14 protein-coding genes are annotated in these 13,903 nt (G+C 69.4%); 6 read left to right on the top strand and 8 right to left on the bottom strand.

The features are described 5' to 3' along the window. Window positions 1–109 precede the first annotated feature (109 nt). From AC1D2E_RS14505 to AC1D2E_RS14490, 4 genes are read left to right on the top strand one after another with little or no spacing between them, the layout of a single operon-like run. Window positions 110–391 (top strand): FeoA family protein, encoded by a 282-nt coding sequence (locus tag AC1D2E_RS14505; protein ID WP_478198072.1) that lies wholly within the window; start codon window positions 110–112, stop codon window positions 389–391. Beyond that, window positions 384–2,282, top strand: a complete 1,899-nt coding sequence (gene feoB, locus AC1D2E_RS14500) for a ferrous iron transporter B (RefSeq protein ID WP_478198043.1) — start codon at window positions 384–386, stop codon at window positions 2,280–2,282. The genes AC1D2E_RS14505 and feoB overlap by 8 nt, the downstream gene beginning before the upstream one ends. Before the next feature lies 1 nt (window position 2,283). After that, complete coding sequence (locus AC1D2E_RS14495) at window positions 2,284–2,562, top strand: DUF6587 family protein (RefSeq protein ID WP_478198042.1); 279 nt, start codon at window positions 2,284–2,286, stop codon at window positions 2,560–2,562. A gap of 9 nt (window positions 2,563–2,571) precedes the next feature. Beyond that, on the top strand, window positions 2,572–3,747 hold the full coding sequence (locus AC1D2E_RS14490) for an FAD-dependent monooxygenase (RefSeq protein ID WP_478177158.1): 1,176 nt from the start codon (window positions 2,572–2,574) through the stop codon (window positions 3,745–3,747). Window position 3,748: 1 nt separating this feature from the next. On the opposite strand, the gene AC1D2E_RS14485 is transcribed toward AC1D2E_RS14490, so the two are convergent. From AC1D2E_RS14485 to AC1D2E_RS14460, 6 genes are all read right to left on the bottom strand, one after another. Further along, entirely contained in the window at window positions 3,749–4,999 is a 1,251-nt protein-coding gene (locus AC1D2E_RS14485; protein ID WP_478198041.1) for an SMI1/KNR4 family protein, read from the bottom strand. A 53-nt stretch (window positions 5,000–5,052) separates the two neighbouring features. Further along, window positions 5,053–5,889: a tryptophan 2,3-dioxygenase gene (kynA, locus tag AC1D2E_RS14480; protein WP_478198040.1), complete on the bottom strand. Its 837-nt coding sequence runs from the start codon at window positions 5,887–5,889 to the stop codon at window positions 5,053–5,055. A gap of 12 nt (window positions 5,890–5,901) precedes the next feature. Next, window positions 5,902–7,200 carry a kynureninase gene (gene kynU, locus AC1D2E_RS14475; protein ID WP_478198039.1) on the bottom strand — a complete coding sequence of 433 codons (1,299 nt, stop codon included), beginning with the start codon at window positions 7,198–7,200 and terminating at the stop codon, window positions 5,902–5,904. Then, the gene (kynB, locus tag AC1D2E_RS14470; RefSeq protein ID WP_478198038.1) at window positions 7,197–7,841 is read right to left on the bottom strand and encodes an arylformamidase; all 645 of its coding nucleotides are present in this window, start codon (window positions 7,839–7,841) and stop codon (window positions 7,197–7,199) included. The genes kynU and kynB overlap by 4 nt, the downstream gene beginning before the upstream one ends. A 106-nt stretch (window positions 7,842–7,947) precedes the next feature. Beyond that, window positions 7,948–9,060 (bottom strand): M14 family metallopeptidase, encoded by a 1,113-nt coding sequence (locus AC1D2E_RS14465; protein WP_478198037.1) that lies wholly within the window; start codon window positions 9,058–9,060, stop codon window positions 7,948–7,950. Between the two features lie 7 nt (window positions 9,061–9,067). Then, entirely contained in the window at window positions 9,068–10,048 is a 981-nt protein-coding gene (locus AC1D2E_RS14460) for a Bug family tripartite tricarboxylate transporter substrate binding protein (RefSeq protein ID WP_478198036.1), read from the bottom strand. An 86-nt stretch (window positions 10,049–10,134) separates the two neighbouring features. Here AC1D2E_RS14460 and AC1D2E_RS14455 point away from each other — a divergent pair, with 86 nt between their 5' ends. After that, window positions 10,135–11,097, top strand: coding sequence for a LysR family transcriptional regulator (locus AC1D2E_RS14455; RefSeq protein ID WP_478198035.1), 963 nt, complete (start codon window positions 10,135–10,137; stop codon window positions 11,095–11,097). 4 nt (window positions 11,098–11,101) lie between these two features. Here AC1D2E_RS14455 and argF read toward each other — a convergent pair whose 3' ends face one another. Both argF and AC1D2E_RS14445 read right to left on the bottom strand, forming a co-directional pair. Further along, entirely contained in the window at window positions 11,102–12,061 is a 960-nt protein-coding gene (gene argF, locus AC1D2E_RS14450) for an ornithine carbamoyltransferase (protein ID WP_478198034.1), read from the bottom strand. Further along, window positions 12,058–13,263, bottom strand: coding sequence for an acetylornithine/succinylornithine family transaminase (locus AC1D2E_RS14445; RefSeq protein ID WP_478198033.1), 1,206 nt, complete (start codon window positions 13,261–13,263; stop codon window positions 12,058–12,060). Before AC1D2E_RS14445 ends, argF begins: the two co-directional genes overlap by 4 nt. 162 nt (window positions 13,264–13,425) lie before the next feature. Between AC1D2E_RS14445 and AC1D2E_RS14440 the strand changes: the two genes are divergently transcribed. Continuing rightward, the gene (locus AC1D2E_RS14440) at window positions 13,426–13,737 is read left to right on the top strand and encodes a DUF3579 domain-containing protein (RefSeq protein ID WP_478198032.1); all 312 of its coding nucleotides are present in this window, start codon (window positions 13,426–13,428) and stop codon (window positions 13,735–13,737) included. The last annotated feature ends 166 nt before the right edge of the window (window positions 13,738–13,903 follow it).

Genomic DNA, 13,903 nt, shown 5'->3' with positions numbered 1-13,903 from the left:
CACAGGGACCGCTCCATCCTGAGGGATTCTTGCGCCAGATCGCCCCCAACCCCGGGGTTTTCGAGAATAATTCTCATTTTGAATTTTCTGGATTCCGCGGGTGACCACAATGAACGGCGCGGCCTCGGCCGCCATCAGACTCGATCAGCTTCCCAACCACCAGTGGGCCACGGTGCTCGACGTGCTTCGGCCCGAGGAGGTCGAAGGCCGCGAGCTGGTGTTGCGCCTGACCGAGATCGGCTTCGTGCCGGGCGAGGCCGTGCGCATCGTCGCCACCGGGGTGCCGGGCCGGGAGCCGCTGGCCGTCCGGCTCGGCCACACCACCTTCGCATTGCGCCGGCACGAGGCCGCGCTGATCCGCGTGACCCCGGGGGCGGTCGGCCATGGTTGAAGCGACCCTCCAATTCCAGCCCGGCGCCGCGGTCTCGATCAGCCCGCCGCAGCGCATCGCGCTGCTCGGCAATCCCAACTGCGGCAAGACCGCGCTGTTCAACCTGCTCACGGGGAGCCGCCAGAAGGTCGCCAACTACGCGGGCGTGACGGTCGAGCGCAAGGAAGGCAGCCTTCGCACCGCCGCCGGCCGGCGCGTCTTCGTGCTCGACCTGCCGGGCGCCTACAGCCTCAATGCGCTGTCGGCCGACGAGGCCGTGACGCGCGACGTGGTCACCGGCAAGAGCCGCGAGGCCTTGCCCGATCTGCTGGTGTGCGTGACCGACGCCACCAACCTGCGCCTCAACCTGCGGCTGGTGCTGGAGGCCAAGCGCCTCGGCCTGCCGATGGTGGTGGCGCTCAACATGACCGACATGGCGAAGAAGCAGGGCATCGCCGTCGATACCGCCGCCTTGTCGCGCGAACTCGGCGTGCCGGTGATCGAGACCGTCGGCGTCCACAGCGGCGGCGCCCAGGGCCTGCTCGAGGCACTCGACGCCCCGGTGGCCGCCGCCATGCCGCAGCCATGGCATGCGCCCGGCCTCGACGAGGTGCTCGACACCCAGCGCGAGGTGCGCCGCATCCTGGGCCTGGCCGTGCGCGAGACGGTCGGCAGCCTGGCCGCCAGCGATCGCATCGACCGCGTGGTGATGCATCCGGCGTGGGGCATGCTGGTGCTGGCGGTCACGATGTTCCTGATGTTCCAGGCCGTGTTCAGCTGGGCCGCGGTGCCGATGGAGGCGATCAAGGAAGCCACCACCGCCTTCGGCGAACTGATCAAGCACGTCGTGCCCGAGGGCATGCTGCAGAGCCTGCTGGTGGACGGCATCATCGCGGGGGTCGGCGGCGTCATCGTGTTCCTGCCGCAGATCCTGATCCTGTTCCTGTTCATCCTCGCACTGGAGGATTCGGGCTACCTGCCGCGCGCGGCCTTCCTGCTCGACCGCGTGATGGGCACCGTCGGGCTCTCGGGCCGTTCGTTCATCCCGCTGCTGTCGAGCTTCGCCTGCGCCATTCCCGGCGTCATGGCCACCCGCACCATCAGCAACTGGCGCGACCGCATCACGACCATCATGATCGCGCCGCTGATGACCTGTTCGGCGCGGCTGCCGGTCTATGCGCTGCTGATCGCCGCCTTCATCCCGGCGCGCAGCGTGGCCGGGGTGTTCAATCTCCAGGGCGTGGTGCTGTTCGCGCTGTATGTCTTCGGCATCGTCTCCGCGATGGCCGTGGCCTGGGTCATGAAGCGCTTTCGCGACAGCCGGCAGCGCTCGCCGCTGCTGATGGAACTGCCGGCCTACCGCTGGCCCAACCTGCGCAACCTGGCGCTGGGCCTCTACGAGCGGGCCTGGATTTTCATCCAGCGCGTGGGCACGATCATCCTGACCCTGACCATCCTGCTGTGGTTCCTGTCGACCTTCCCGGCGCCGCCCGATGGCGCCACCGGCCCGGCGATCAAGTACAGCCTGGCGGGCATGATCGGCCGCGGCCTCGAGCACGTCTTCGCGCCGATCGGCTTCAACTGGCAGATCTCGATCGCGCTGGTGCCGGGCATGGCGGCGCGCGAGGTGGCGGTGGGTGCGCTGGGTACGGTGTATGCGCTGTCCGCCACCGGCGACGACGTCGCCGGCCAGCTCGAACCGCTGATCGCCGGCAGCTGGTCGCTTGCCACGGCCTTGTCGCTGCTGGTCTGGTACGTTTTCGCGCCTCAATGCATCTCGACCTTGGCCGCCGTCAAACGCGAGACCGGCGCCTGGCGTTATGTTTGGATCATGGCTGGCTACTTGTTCGCGCTCGCCTACATGGCGTGCTGGATCACCTACCGGGTGGCCCTGGCACTCACAGGAGGATGAGATGACCCAACAGATCGTGGTTGCACTGATCGTCGGCCTGGCGGCGGTCTATGCCGTCTGGCGCTGGATGCCCGGCAGCTGGCGTCGCGCGGCGGCCGGCCGGCTGGCCGCCGGATCGCGGCGTGTGGGCCTGGTCGATGCCGAACGTGCCCGGCAACTCGCGACGTCGCTCGGCAAGGCGTCGGGCTGCGGTGCCTGCGACAGCTGCGGCAGCTGCGGCACGGGTGGCGGCACCAAGGCCGACGCCTACGACAAGACCCCCGCCAAGCCCGCGCGCTGAGTGCGCTCGATGGCAGCCCACATCCTGATCGCAGGCGGCGGTATCGCGGGCCTTGCGAGTGCGCTTGCGCTGGCCCGGCGGCGGCATCGTGTCGACCTGCTCGAGCAGGCCGTGGCCTTCGGCGAGGTGGGTGCCGGCATCCAGCTGGGACCCAACGTCACGCGCAGGCTGCAGTCGCTGGGCGTCTGGGAGGCGCTGGTGCGGATCGCGGCGCGGCCCGACGCGCTGGTGGTGCGCAGCGCCACCGACGACCGCGAGATCGCCCGCCTGCCGCTCGGCAACGCGATGCTGCACAGCTACGCCTCGCCCTATTTCTGCGTCCATCGCGCCGACCTGCACGCGCTGCTGCTGGCGGCGGTGCGTGGCACCGGTGCCGTCACCTTGACGACCGCGGCACAGGTCACCGGCGTGGTCGCACGCGACCATGCGGTCTGCGTGTCGAGCACCGAGCGCCGTGCCTGGGAGGGCGATGCGCTGGTCGGCGCCGATGGGCTCTGGAGCACGGTGCGGCCGTACCTGCTCCAGGATTCGCCACCGCGGGCCACCGGCCACACGGCCTGGCGCGCGCTGGTCGACCAGTCGGCCCTGCCGGCGTCGCTGCGCAGCACGCGGGTCACGGTCTGGCTCGGACCGCGGCTGCATGCGGTGGCTTATCCGGTGCGCCGTGGCGATGCACTCAACGTGGTGGTGCTGGCCGAGTCGGCACCGGCCGGCGATGCGCGCGACTGGGACCAGGCCTCCAGCCTGGCGGCGCTGCAGGCCGCCACCGGCCGCACCGGCGCCGGCCTGCAGGCGCTGCTGGAGGCGGTGCCGGGCTGGCGCGCCTGGACCCTCAACGACCGGCCGCCGCTCACCGGTCCGTTGCAGATGGCGAGCGAGCGCATTGCACTGGCCGGCGACGCGGCGCATCCGATGCTCCCGTACCTCGCGCAAGGGGCGGGCATGGCGATCGAGGACGCCGTGGCGCTGGCGGAGGCGCTCGACGGTGGCGATGCGGCGGCCGTTCCGGCGGCGTTCGCGCGCTACGCCGAGGCGCGTTGGCGGCGCAATGCCCAGGTGCAGGCCCGGGCCCGTCGCAACGGCGAGATCTTCCATGCCACCGGGCTGGTGCGGCTGGGCCGCGATGCAGCCCTGCGCTTGCTGGGTGCGCGCCTCCTCGATGTCCCCTGGCTCTACGCCGGCTGACTCAGAGCTCGAAGCTCTGCAGGTGGTCGACGCGCTTGGTGAGCCCCGCCGACCCCAGGTAGTGCGTGAGCCGGCCCGCATGCACCTCGACCAGCGCGGCCTCGAGCTCGGCGAGCATGCCGTCCCGTGCCGCCGCGTAGGCGCTGACCACGTCGTCGTGGGACTGCGCATAGGCGTCGGCGATCAGCCGCGCGGCGGCCGGCGCACCGCAGGCCACGCATTCGGCGATGGCGGTGGTGCTGGGCTCGGCACCGCGCTCCAGCAGCAGGCCGACCAGTTCGGGCGAGACCGCACTGTCGATGCAGTCGAGCGCGTCGTGCGCCACCGGCGCGCCGGCCCGCACCAGCGCTTCCGCGGCGTGGTGGGCGCCGTGGCTCAGGGCCAGGTCGGTGGCGATCGCGCTGCCCAGCAGCGGACCGTCGAGCGCCACCTCGGCGGCTGCGAGCTTTTGCACCAGCTCGGCGTCATCGGTCGCGATCGCATGGCGCAGGGCGACGCGCGCCAGCGGCGCCGCCTGGCCCAACGTGCCGGCGGCGAGCGGCGTCCGCCAGTCGACCATGGCGCTGCGATAGAAGGCGATCAGCCGGTCCATCGTTTCGAGCGGCAGTCCGTGCTCCTGATGGCGCTGGTCGAGGTATTCGAGCAGCGTCTGACCGGTGAAGTAGTCGTCCGCCGGCGCCAACGGGTCTTCGTCGAGCTGCAGCGCCTCGAAGGCTGCGCACAGGTCGTGGGCGACGGTGGTCATGCCGTCCTCGTGCATCTCGTGCGGCCAGGGCGCCGGCAAGCCCTGCTTCCAGGCCAGCACGTGGCCGTAGTCGGGGCCGGGCTCGACCACGGCGTAGACGCGGTCGCTGTCTTCGAAGCCGCCGAAGGGCAGCAGCGTCAGCTTGCCGTCCCAGGGCTCGCCGCTGTCCGCGGCGGCCTGCTGCGCACCCTCGCGCTCGTGGTCGATCCACCCTTGCAGGTCGCGGGGGCCGTCGCTGCCGTTCCAGAACAATTCGTTCCAGACCACCGACTCCTCGTTGCCGTTCATGTGCAGGTGGAGGTCGTAGTCGAGGCGGCCGCCGGCGCTCAGGCGCCACAGCGCCAGCAGCTCCGGCGGCAGCGGCCCGGCGCACAGCGCCTGGACCGCCGCGATCTGCGCTTCGGTCATCGGCGGCTGGGCGTCGAAGATCACGCGCCGCGCGAACAGCACGATGCCATGCGAGCGCAGCTGCGCGAGTTCCTCATCGCCGAAGTAGTCGTTGTCCATCCTCGTCTCCTCTTTGTTGTGATGCGAAGCGGGCCGGCGTGGGCTGGGGCTGCCTAGAGATCGGTCCGCAGTTTCCAGATTTCAGGGAACAGCACCACGTCGAGCATCTTGCGCAGATAGCTTACGCCGCCGGTGCCCCCGGTGCCACGCTTGAAGCCGATCACGCGCTCGACCGTGGTCACGTGGCGGAAGCGCCAGAGGCGGAAGGCGTCCTCGAGGTCGGTGAGCTCCTCGCCGAGCTGGTAGAGCTCCCAGTATTTCTTCGGCTCGCGGTAGGCCACCAGCCAGGCCTGCTCGACGCCGTCGCTGGATTCGTAGGGCTTCGACCAGTCGCGCTCCAGGTGGTCGGCCGGAACATCGAGGCCGCGGCGCGCCAGCAGGCGCAGCGCTTCGTCGTAGAGCGAGGGCGCACGCCAGGCGGCTTCGACCTCGGCCAGCAGGTCGGGGCGATGCGCGTGCGGCTTGAGCATGGCGGCGTTCTTGTTGCCGAGCGCGAACTCGATGCAGCGGTACTGCCAGCTCTGGAAGCCGCTGGAGGCGCCGAGATAGGGGCGCATGGCGCTGTATTCGGGCGGCGTCATGGTCGCCAGCACGTCCCAGGCGTGCACCAGCTGCTCCATGATCCGCGAGACCCGCGCCAGCATCTTGAAGGCGCTGGACAGGTCGTCTTCGGCGATGGCGCGGATCGCGGCGCGCAGCTCGTGCAGCATCAGCTTCATCCAGAGTTCGCTGGTCTGGTGCTGCACGATGAAAAGCATCTCGTCGTGCGCCGGCGAGCGTGGATGCTGCGCGCTCAGGATCTGGTCGAGACTCAGGTAGTCGCTGTAGCTCATCGAGGCGCTGAAGTCGAGCTTTGCCTTTTCCTCGTGGACGATCTGTTCTGTGCTCATCTGGTTTGTTCCTCAGGTGACCGCGAGCTTCTGGTTGAACTCGGGCCGTTTCCATTCCTCGCGCTCGAGCACTTGCACCAGGTGCTCGACCGCGTTCCAGACGTCCTCGAAGCCGAGGTACAGCGGCGTGAAGCCGAAGCGCAGGATGTCCGGCACCTGCGCATCGCCGGCGCGGAAGTCGCCGATCACGCCGCGGGCGATCAGCGCCTGCACGATCGCGTAGGCGCCCGCGCCGCCGTCGCGCAGGGCCAGGCACACCTGCGAGCCGCGCTGCGCATGTGCGCGCGGCGTCACCAGCGCGAAGCGGCCAGCGCAGCGCTGCTCGACCAGCGCGATGAAGGCATCGGTCAGCGCCAGCGACTTGCTGCGCAGGGCCGCCATCGGGCCCTGCCCGCCGTCGAAGGCCTCGGCGGCCAGCACGGTGTCGATCCCGCACTCGAGCCCGGCCAGCGCGATGATCGGCTGCGTGCCGCAGAGGTAGCGCGCAATGCCCGCTGCCGGCCGGTAATGCGGCGTGAATTCGAACGGCGCCGCGTGGCCCCACCAGCCCGAGAGCGGCTGCGCGAAATGGCCAGCGTGGCGGGTGTGCACCCAGACGAAGGCCGGCGCGCCCGGTCCGCCGTTGAGATACTTGTAGCCGCAGCCGATCGCGAAGTCGGCCTCGCTGTCGTTGAGCGCGACCGGCACCGCGCCGGCGCTGTGCGCAAGGTCCCAGACCGTGAGCGCGCCGGCCGCGTGAGCGGCGGCGGTGAGGGCCGCCATGTCGTGCATCGCGCCGGTCCGGTAGTTGACGTGGGTCAGCATCAGCACGGCGACTTCCTCGTCCAGGGCCGCCGGCAGCTCGCCGGCGTCGATCAGCTTCAGCGCGAAGCCGCGATCCTGGCACATCGACTCGGCAATGTAGAGATCGGTCGGGAAATTGCTGCGCTCGCTGAGCACGATGCGGCGCTTGGGGCTGGCGCCCGGTGTCGCCAGCAGCACCTGGCTCAGGGCCGCGAACAGTACCTTGTAGAGGTTGATCGAGGTGCTGTCGGTGCACACCACCTCGCCCGGCGCGGCGCCGATCAGGCGCGCGACCTTGTCGCCCAGCCGCTGCGGCAGGTCGAACCAGCCGGCGCTGTTCCAGGAGCGGATCAGGCCGTCTCCCCATTCCTTCGTGACGACCTCCGCAATGCGTGCCGGCGCTGATTTCGGCAGCACGCCGAGCGAATTGCCGTCGAGGTAGATCACGCCCTCGGGCAGGTGGAATTGTCCGCGCAGCGCGGCCAGCGGATCTTGCGCGTCGAGGCGCTTGCAGTCGTCGAGGGTCATGGCGATCCTGGGTGAAGCTCGCGCAGCACGGCGCGCACGGGAGAGGCGTCCGCGCTGACCAGCTTGAGCGGCAGCGCGATGAGTTCGTAGTCGCCCTCGGGCACTTCGTCGAGCACGAGGTTCTCGAGCACGCGCAGGTCGAGCCGTCGGATGACCTGGTGGCTGTCCAGCGTCTTGCTGTCGGCCGGATCGATGCTGGCGGTGTCGATGCCGACCAGCTTGACGCCGAGGGCGGCGAGGCGCTCGATGGTGGCGGGCGCGTAGGCTGCGAGGGCGCCGTCCCAGCGATCGACCGGCGCGCGCTGGTAGGTGCGCACCAGCACGCGCGGCGGCAGGTCGGCCAGCGCATGCGCGATGTGCGCCCATTCGACCAGCGGTCCGCGCGCGATCGCGTGGATGACGCGGCAGCGGCCGAGAAAGGGCGCGAGATCGACCTGGCCGATGGTTGCGCCGGCGGGGTCGTAGTGCAGCGGTGCGTCGGCGTGCGCGCCGACATGCGGCGAGAGGCTGATCTCGCTGACGTTGACCGGGCAACCCGGCGAGATTGTCGCGGCCCAGCGCTGCCGGTAGGGCGTGTCGCCGGGGAAGACCGGCGCGCCCTCATGCACGGGGGGGGAAATATCCCAGAGGCGTTGCGTCATGGCGCAAAGGTAGCGCCGGGAGCGGGTTCGTGGTGTCGGTTATTTCCAACATCGGACACGGAACAGGTGTCATCGAGTGCCACGCCCGCCGGCCGGCGGATGCGCTTCAGCGCCCGAGCGCCAGAACGCCCTGCAGCAGCGCCGTGCGGCACTGGCCCGCGATCATGCCGCGCCATTCGTCGTCGTCCACGTAGAAGGCATCGCGCAGGTCCTGCTTGATGCCGGCACGCTGTTCGGCGCTCGCCGCGCCCGGGTGGCGGTGCAGCCAGTGTTCGGCGCGCAGGGCCTCCATGGCGGTGGTCTTGCGGGTGCCGTATTCGAGCGCGATGCCCACGCTCTCGGCCTGCGGGCACTCGGCGAAGACCGCGCTCACCGCATGGCCCACCACCTGGCGGGAGGCCGAATCGCCTTCCCAGGCGGCGACCACGTCCGCGCCCCAGATGGCGCGCGTCGCGCGCAGGTTGTCGGTCGTGCCGGGCAGCCCGGCATGGATCTTTTCGCCATGCCCGCAGCGGCCGAGGCCGGTATGCACGTCGATCCAGGCGATGCGCCGGCGCTGGGCCGCATGCGAGCGCAGGATGGCGCGCAGCGTGCGGTTGCTCCAGCTCGGCGCGGTGCCCGAATAGAACAAGCCGTCGGCGAATTCGGATTGGCCGGTCGTCACGGCTTCGCGGAAGGCCGTCTCGCCGTGGCGGGCGACGTAGCCGGCGAGGCTGCGCGCGTTGTCTTCCGTGGGCGGCCATTGCAGCGGCAGCATGAGATCGTGCAGCTCGGCATAGGCCGGGTTGCGCGTGGGTTGCGTGAAGTCGATGAAGTTGCGATTCAGATCGATGTTGTCCTCGTTGGTGCGGCGCAGGTGCGAGAAGCCGTAGGGATTGACCGCGTGGATCAGCAGCAGGGCCACGCCGCGCTCGCGCGCCAGGCCCAGCAGGGCATGGTCGCGCAGCAGCGCCACCTGGCAGCCCGAGCCGCAGAAGCCCTCGGCGCCGTGGACGCCCGAACTGAGCACCAGCAGCGATTCGGCGTCGGCCGTGCCGAGCAGCGCCGCGTCGGTCGCCAGGGTTTCGCCGCCCGCACCGGCGATGCCTTCGAGCACCCGATGTTCGAGATGGGCGCCGGCGCTTTCGGCGGCGGCGATGAACTTGGAGCGGGCTTCGGCGTAGTCGGCCGAAAAGCAGGTTCGCACGGCGCCGTCGTTCATGAGGATGTCGTCTTGCATGGTTTTCTCACTGCGGTTGGTAGCCGGACTGGCGGATCACGGGGCCCCAGGCGTCGGAGATGCGCTGGATGCTCTGGGCCAGCGCGTCGGGTCCGCCGTAGTTCGGTATCGAACCCAGGGCCTGGAGGCGTTCCCTGGTCTTCTCGGAGGACAGCGCGGTGCGCACCGCCTCGCTGTAGCGCGCGATCACCGCGGGCGGCGTGCCGGCCGGTGCATAGAGACCGGCCACGTTGGACAGCTCGAGACCCCGGATGCCGAGTTCGGMGAAGGTTGGCACCTCGGGCAGGTCCGGGTGCCGTGCGCTGCCCGAGACCGCCAGGAAACGGATCTTCTGGGTCTTTGCGAACGGCATGAGTTCGAAGGTCGAGGTGACGCCGAAGGGAATCTGGCCGGCCGAGAGGTCCATGGCGAGCGGCGAGCCGCCGCGATAGGCGGCCGGCGCCGCGTCGATCTGCAGTCCCTTCGCCAGCAGGCTCACCGCGAACTCGGGCATGCTCCCCGGCGCCGGCACGCCGAAGTTGGCCTTGCCCGGATTCTGATGGGCCCATGCGGTGATGTCCTTGAGCCGCGTGATGCCCGTGCCGGGATGCGTGGCCAGGGCGAACACGATCTTGTCGCTGACGACGGCGACCGGCGCAAAGTCCCTGGTGGTGTCGAACCCCGGGTTCTTCAGCGTGTGCGGCAGGATCGCGACGGTGTGGTCGTTGGTCAGCAGCAGCGTGGTGCCGTCCGCCGGCGCGGCCTTCAAGACCTGCGCGGCGATCAGGCCGCCAGCGCCCGGCCGGTTCTCCACCACGAATGTCTGGCCCAGCACCTGGCCCATGCCTTCGGCAAGGATTCTCGCCGTCGTGTCGATGCCGCCGCCGGCGGCAAAGCCGACCACGATGCGCACCGGCGGCTTGGCCTCGGCCTGGGCGCTCATGGCGGCCGCGAGGCCCAGTATGAGCAGGGCCGCGCGGCGGGCCCAGGGGGGAAGAGCGGATGTCATCGGGGTTCCTCGTGAAGGGCTTGTGTGGAAAGGGGCTCCACTGTAGAAAAGCGACGGTATAAATAAAAGACAGAGATTTTTTTTTGATGATCAATCCAATTGATAGTCCGGCGCCCTCTGCCCTTGCGGCTGCCCCGTACCCGAGCCTTCGCCAGCTCGAGATCTTTCGTGCGGTCGCCGAGGCCGGCAGCATCCGTTCGGCGGCGCGCCGGCTGGCCCTCACCCAGCCGGCCGTGACCCATGCGGTGCGCGAACTCGAACGCGCAATCGGCGCGAATCTGTTCGCTCGCAGCGTCAAGGGCGTGGCGCCGACCGAGATCGGCTCGGCCCTGCTGCGGCGCAGTCACCTGCTGTTCAATGAAGTGCGACGCGCGCAGGAAGAAATCGCCGAACTGCGCGATGGCACCGGCGGCCGTCTGTCGATCGCGTTCAGCTCGACGGCGGCCCAATTGCTGCCGGCGGCGTTGACCGACTTCCGTGGTCGGCGACCCGGCGTGGCGCTGGAATTGCAGGAGCTGACCTGGCCCAGCACCGACGAGCGCTGGCATGGCGGCGACTACGACTTCGCCGTGGTCAGTGAATCGGGCGAGTCGGACCACGACGGCCTGGCGCATGAACTGCTGCTGGAGCAACCGCTGGTCGTCGTCGCGCGGGAGGGCCATCCGCAGTCCCGCGCCCGCTCGCTGTCCAGCCTTCAGGGCTGCCTGTGGCTGGTGCCGGGCTATGGGCGGGCGCTGCTCCAGCGCCTCTTTGCGGCGCGGCGAACCGCGGCGCCTGCCGATGTCATTGCCTGCCAGTCGACGCACATGGCGCTGATGCTGCTGTACCAGACCGACGCATTGGCCCTGCTGTCATCGGGCAACCTCGTCAGCGGGCAGGCCATGTCGAGCGGCCTCGTGCGGCTGCCGCTGCCCGGCCCGCCATTGGCCACCTTGCGGATTTCTCTGCTGGTGCGCGACAGCCAGGCGTTGACGCCGGCTGCGCGCGTGTTCATCGACTGCCTCCGGCGCTGCGCGAAAGACGTGGCGAAAGCGCAGCGCCTGTTGTGAGGCGTCAGGCCACGCGACCCAGCAGCAGGAACTCCATCAGCGCCTTCTGCACGTGCATCCGGTTCTCGGCCTCGTCCCAGACCACCGATTGCGGGCCGTCGATCACGTCGGCCTCGACCTCTTCGCCGCGGTGCGCCGGCAGGCAGTGCATGAAGAGGGCGTCGGGCTGGGCCACGCGCATCATTTCGGTGTCGACGCACCAGTCGGCGAAGGCCGTGCGACGGGCCTCGTTCTCGGCCTCGTAGCCCATGCTGGTCCAGACGTCGGTGGTCACCAGGTCGGCGCCCCGGCAGGCTTCCATCGGGTCCTTGAAGACCTGGTAGCTGGCGTTCGAGCGCAGTCCGGCGATCGACTGGTCGACCTCGTAGCCGCTCGGCGTGCTGACGTGCACCTTGAAGCCGAGGATCTCGCTGGCCTGCAGCCAGGTGTTGGCCATGTTGTTGCCGTCGCCGACCCAGGCGACGGTCTTGCCCGCCAGCAGTGCCGGGTCCGGCAGTCCTTGCGAATTCGTGCCGCGGTGCTCGAGGTAGGTGAAGATGTCGGCCAGGATCTGGCAGGGATGGAATTCGTTGGTCAGGCCGTTGATGACCGGCACCCGCGAATGGGCCGCGAAGGCCTCGATCTTGGTCTGCTCGAAGGTGCGGATCATCACCAGGTCGACCATCCGGCTGATCACCTTGGCGCTGTCCTCGATCGGCTCGGCGCGGCCCAGCTGGCTGTCGCCGGTGGTCAGGTGCACCACGCTGCCGCCGAGCTGGTACATGCCGGCCTCGAAGCTCACGCGGGTGCGGGTCGATGCCTTCTCGAAGATCATCGCCAGCGTGCGGTCGACCAGCGGCTGGTGCTTCTCGTAGGCCTTGAACTTCTTCTTGATCAGCGCCGCACGCGCGAACAGGTGCGCGTATTCGTCGGCCGTGAAGTCCGAGAACTGCAGGTAGTGCCGGATGGCGGATGTCGTGCTCATGGCCGCGGCTCCTCGAGGAAGGCTTTCACCAGCGGCGCCAGGATCGCGACGATCTCGTCGGCCTCGGCGACGCTGAGGATCAGCGGCGGCACCAGGCGGATCACGCTGTCGGCGGTCACGCTGAGCAGCAGGCCGGCCTCGCAGGCGCGGTTCAGGATCACGCCGCAGGGACGGTCGAGCTCGATGCCCAGCATCAGGCCCTGGCCGCGCACTTCCTTCACGCCTGCCAGGCCGCCGAACTCGCGCTCCAGCGCGGCCTTGAGGTGCGCGCCGACATTGGCGGCGTTCTCGAGCAGCTTCTGCTCTTCCATGATGCGGATGGTCTCGATGCCGGCGCGCATCGCCAGTGGATTGCCGCCGAAGGTCGTGCCGTGGTTGCCCGGGCCGAAGATGTGGGCGGCGCGCGGGCCGGCGACCACGGCGCCGACCGGCACGCCCGAGCCCAGCCCCTTGGCCAGCGGCATGACGTCGGGCTTGATGCCGGCCCACTGGTGCGCGAACCACTTGCCGGTGCGGCCCATGCCGCATTGCACCTCGTCGATCATCATGAGCCAGTCGCGCTGGTCGCAAAGCGCGCGCACCTGGCGCAGGTATTCCCAGCGCATCGGGTTGATGCCGCCTTCGCCCTGGATGGTCTCGAAGAACACCGCGACCACGTTCGGATTGCCCTCGGTGGCCTGCTTCAGCGCGGCGATGTCGTTCAGCGGCACCCGGATGAAGCCCTCGACCAGCGGGCCGAAGCCCTGCTGGACCTTGGGGTTGCCGGTGGCCGACAAGGTGGCAATGCTGCGGCCGTGGAAAGCGGCCTCATAGACCACGATCTCGGGCCGTTCGATGCCCTTGTCATGGCCGAACTTGCGCGCCAGCTTGAGCGCCGCCTCGTTGGCCTCCAGGCCGGTGGAGCAGAAGAAGGCGTTGGTCAGGCCCGACAGCTCGGTCAGCTTGGCCGCCAGCTGCTCCTGGCCCGGCACGTGGTAGTAGTTCGAGCTGTGGATCAGCTTGGCGATCTGGTCCTGCAGCGCCGGCACCAGCTCCGGGTGGTTGTGGCCCAGCGTGTTGACCGCGATGCCGCCGAGGCCGTCCAGGTAGGCGCGGCCGTTGGTGTCCCAGACTCGGCAACCCTGGCCGTGCGACAGCGCGATCGGCAGGCGACCGTAGGTGTTCATGACGTGGGGCGACGAGGGGGCGGCAGTGGCGCTCATGCGGATCTCCGGAAAAGGGAACGCGGATTCTAGGCGTCCGCTCCGGGCGCATCGGTGAGGATTGCGCATCACACCAATGCCCCCAGGCATGTCGCCTGAGGGACCCCCCGGCTAGAATCTTGTGCGGCGCAGCAACTGCTCGCGCTTTTCTCTCGCCAACAGATGGTCTCTCCTAACGCCAAAGAAATCTTCATCCAGGGCATCACCCAGGATGGCCGGACATTTCGTCCCAGCGACTGGGCGGAGCGCCTGGCCGGCGTGATGTGCTCGTTCCGCCCCGGCGGGCCGCAGCCCGGCAGCCACCTGAATTATTCGCCCTGGTGCGTGCCGACCGTGATCAATGGCATCAAGTGCGTGGTGGTCAACCGCGAATTGCGCGATGCCGAGCCGATGGCCTGGGATTTCTGCGTCAATTTCGCCAAGGACAACGGCCTGCAGGTGGCCGAGGCCTGCCTGGTGCCCGATAAAGCCTGACCACCCCCGAAGCGCCTGCGGCGCCCCGAGTCGCTGCCAGAGGCAGCGGCTCTTCGGGTCCGTCCAAGCCTGCGCAGGCAGGCTTGGAGCCGCGGACCTCAGCCCCTCAAGGGGGCGATACCGGCGGCCCGGCAAAGCCGGTTCCGCGGTATCCCTGGCCTTTGGC

This window comes from Variovorax sp. P1_H2 (assembly GCF_056405295.1).
The sequence above is the reverse complement of the archived record's forward strand: the minus strand, read 5'-3'. Positions and strand labels throughout refer to the sequence as shown.

Coding starts and splice junctions, on each gene's coding strand:
- AC1D2E_RS14485 (WP_478198041.1), bottom strand. CDS start 4,999: ATGGACAACGACTACTTCGGCGATGAGGAACTCGCGCAGCTGCGCTCG.
- AC1D2E_RS14445 (WP_478198033.1), bottom strand. CDS start 13,263: ATGAGCGCCACTGCCGCCCCCTCGTCGCCCCACGTCATGAACACCTAC.
- AC1D2E_RS14440 (WP_478198032.1), top strand. CDS start 13,426: ATGGTCTCTCCTAACGCCAAAGAAATCTTCATCCAGGGCATCACCCAG.
- AC1D2E_RS14495 (WP_478198042.1), top strand. CDS start 2,284: ATGACCCAACAGATCGTGGTTGCACTGATCGTCGGCCTGGCGGCGGTC.
- AC1D2E_RS14505 (WP_478198072.1), top strand. CDS start 110: ATGAACGGCGCGGCCTCGGCCGCCATCAGACTCGATCAGCTTCCCAAC.
- feoB (WP_478198043.1), top strand. CDS start 384: ATGGTTGAAGCGACCCTCCAATTCCAGCCCGGCGCCGCGGTCTCGATC.
- kynB (WP_478198038.1), bottom strand. CDS start 7,841: ATGACGCAACGCCTCTGGGATATTTCCCCCCCCGTGCATGAGGGCGCG.
- AC1D2E_RS14455 (WP_478198035.1), top strand. CDS start 10,135: ATGATCAATCCAATTGATAGTCCGGCGCCCTCTGCCCTTGCGGCTGCC.
- kynA (WP_478198040.1), bottom strand. CDS start 5,889: ATGAGCACAGAACAGATCGTCCACGAGGAAAAGGCAAAGCTCGACTTC.
- AC1D2E_RS14465 (WP_478198037.1), bottom strand. CDS start 9,060: ATGCAAGACGACATCCTCATGAACGACGGCGCCGTGCGAACCTGCTTT.
- AC1D2E_RS14490 (WP_478177158.1), top strand. CDS start 2,572: ATGGCAGCCCACATCCTGATCGCAGGCGGCGGTATCGCGGGCCTTGCG.
- argF (WP_478198034.1), bottom strand. CDS start 12,061: ATGAGCACGACATCCGCCATCCGGCACTACCTGCAGTTCTCGGACTTC.
- kynU (WP_478198039.1), bottom strand. CDS start 7,200: ATGACCCTCGACGACTGCAAGCGCCTCGACGCGCAAGATCCGCTGGCC.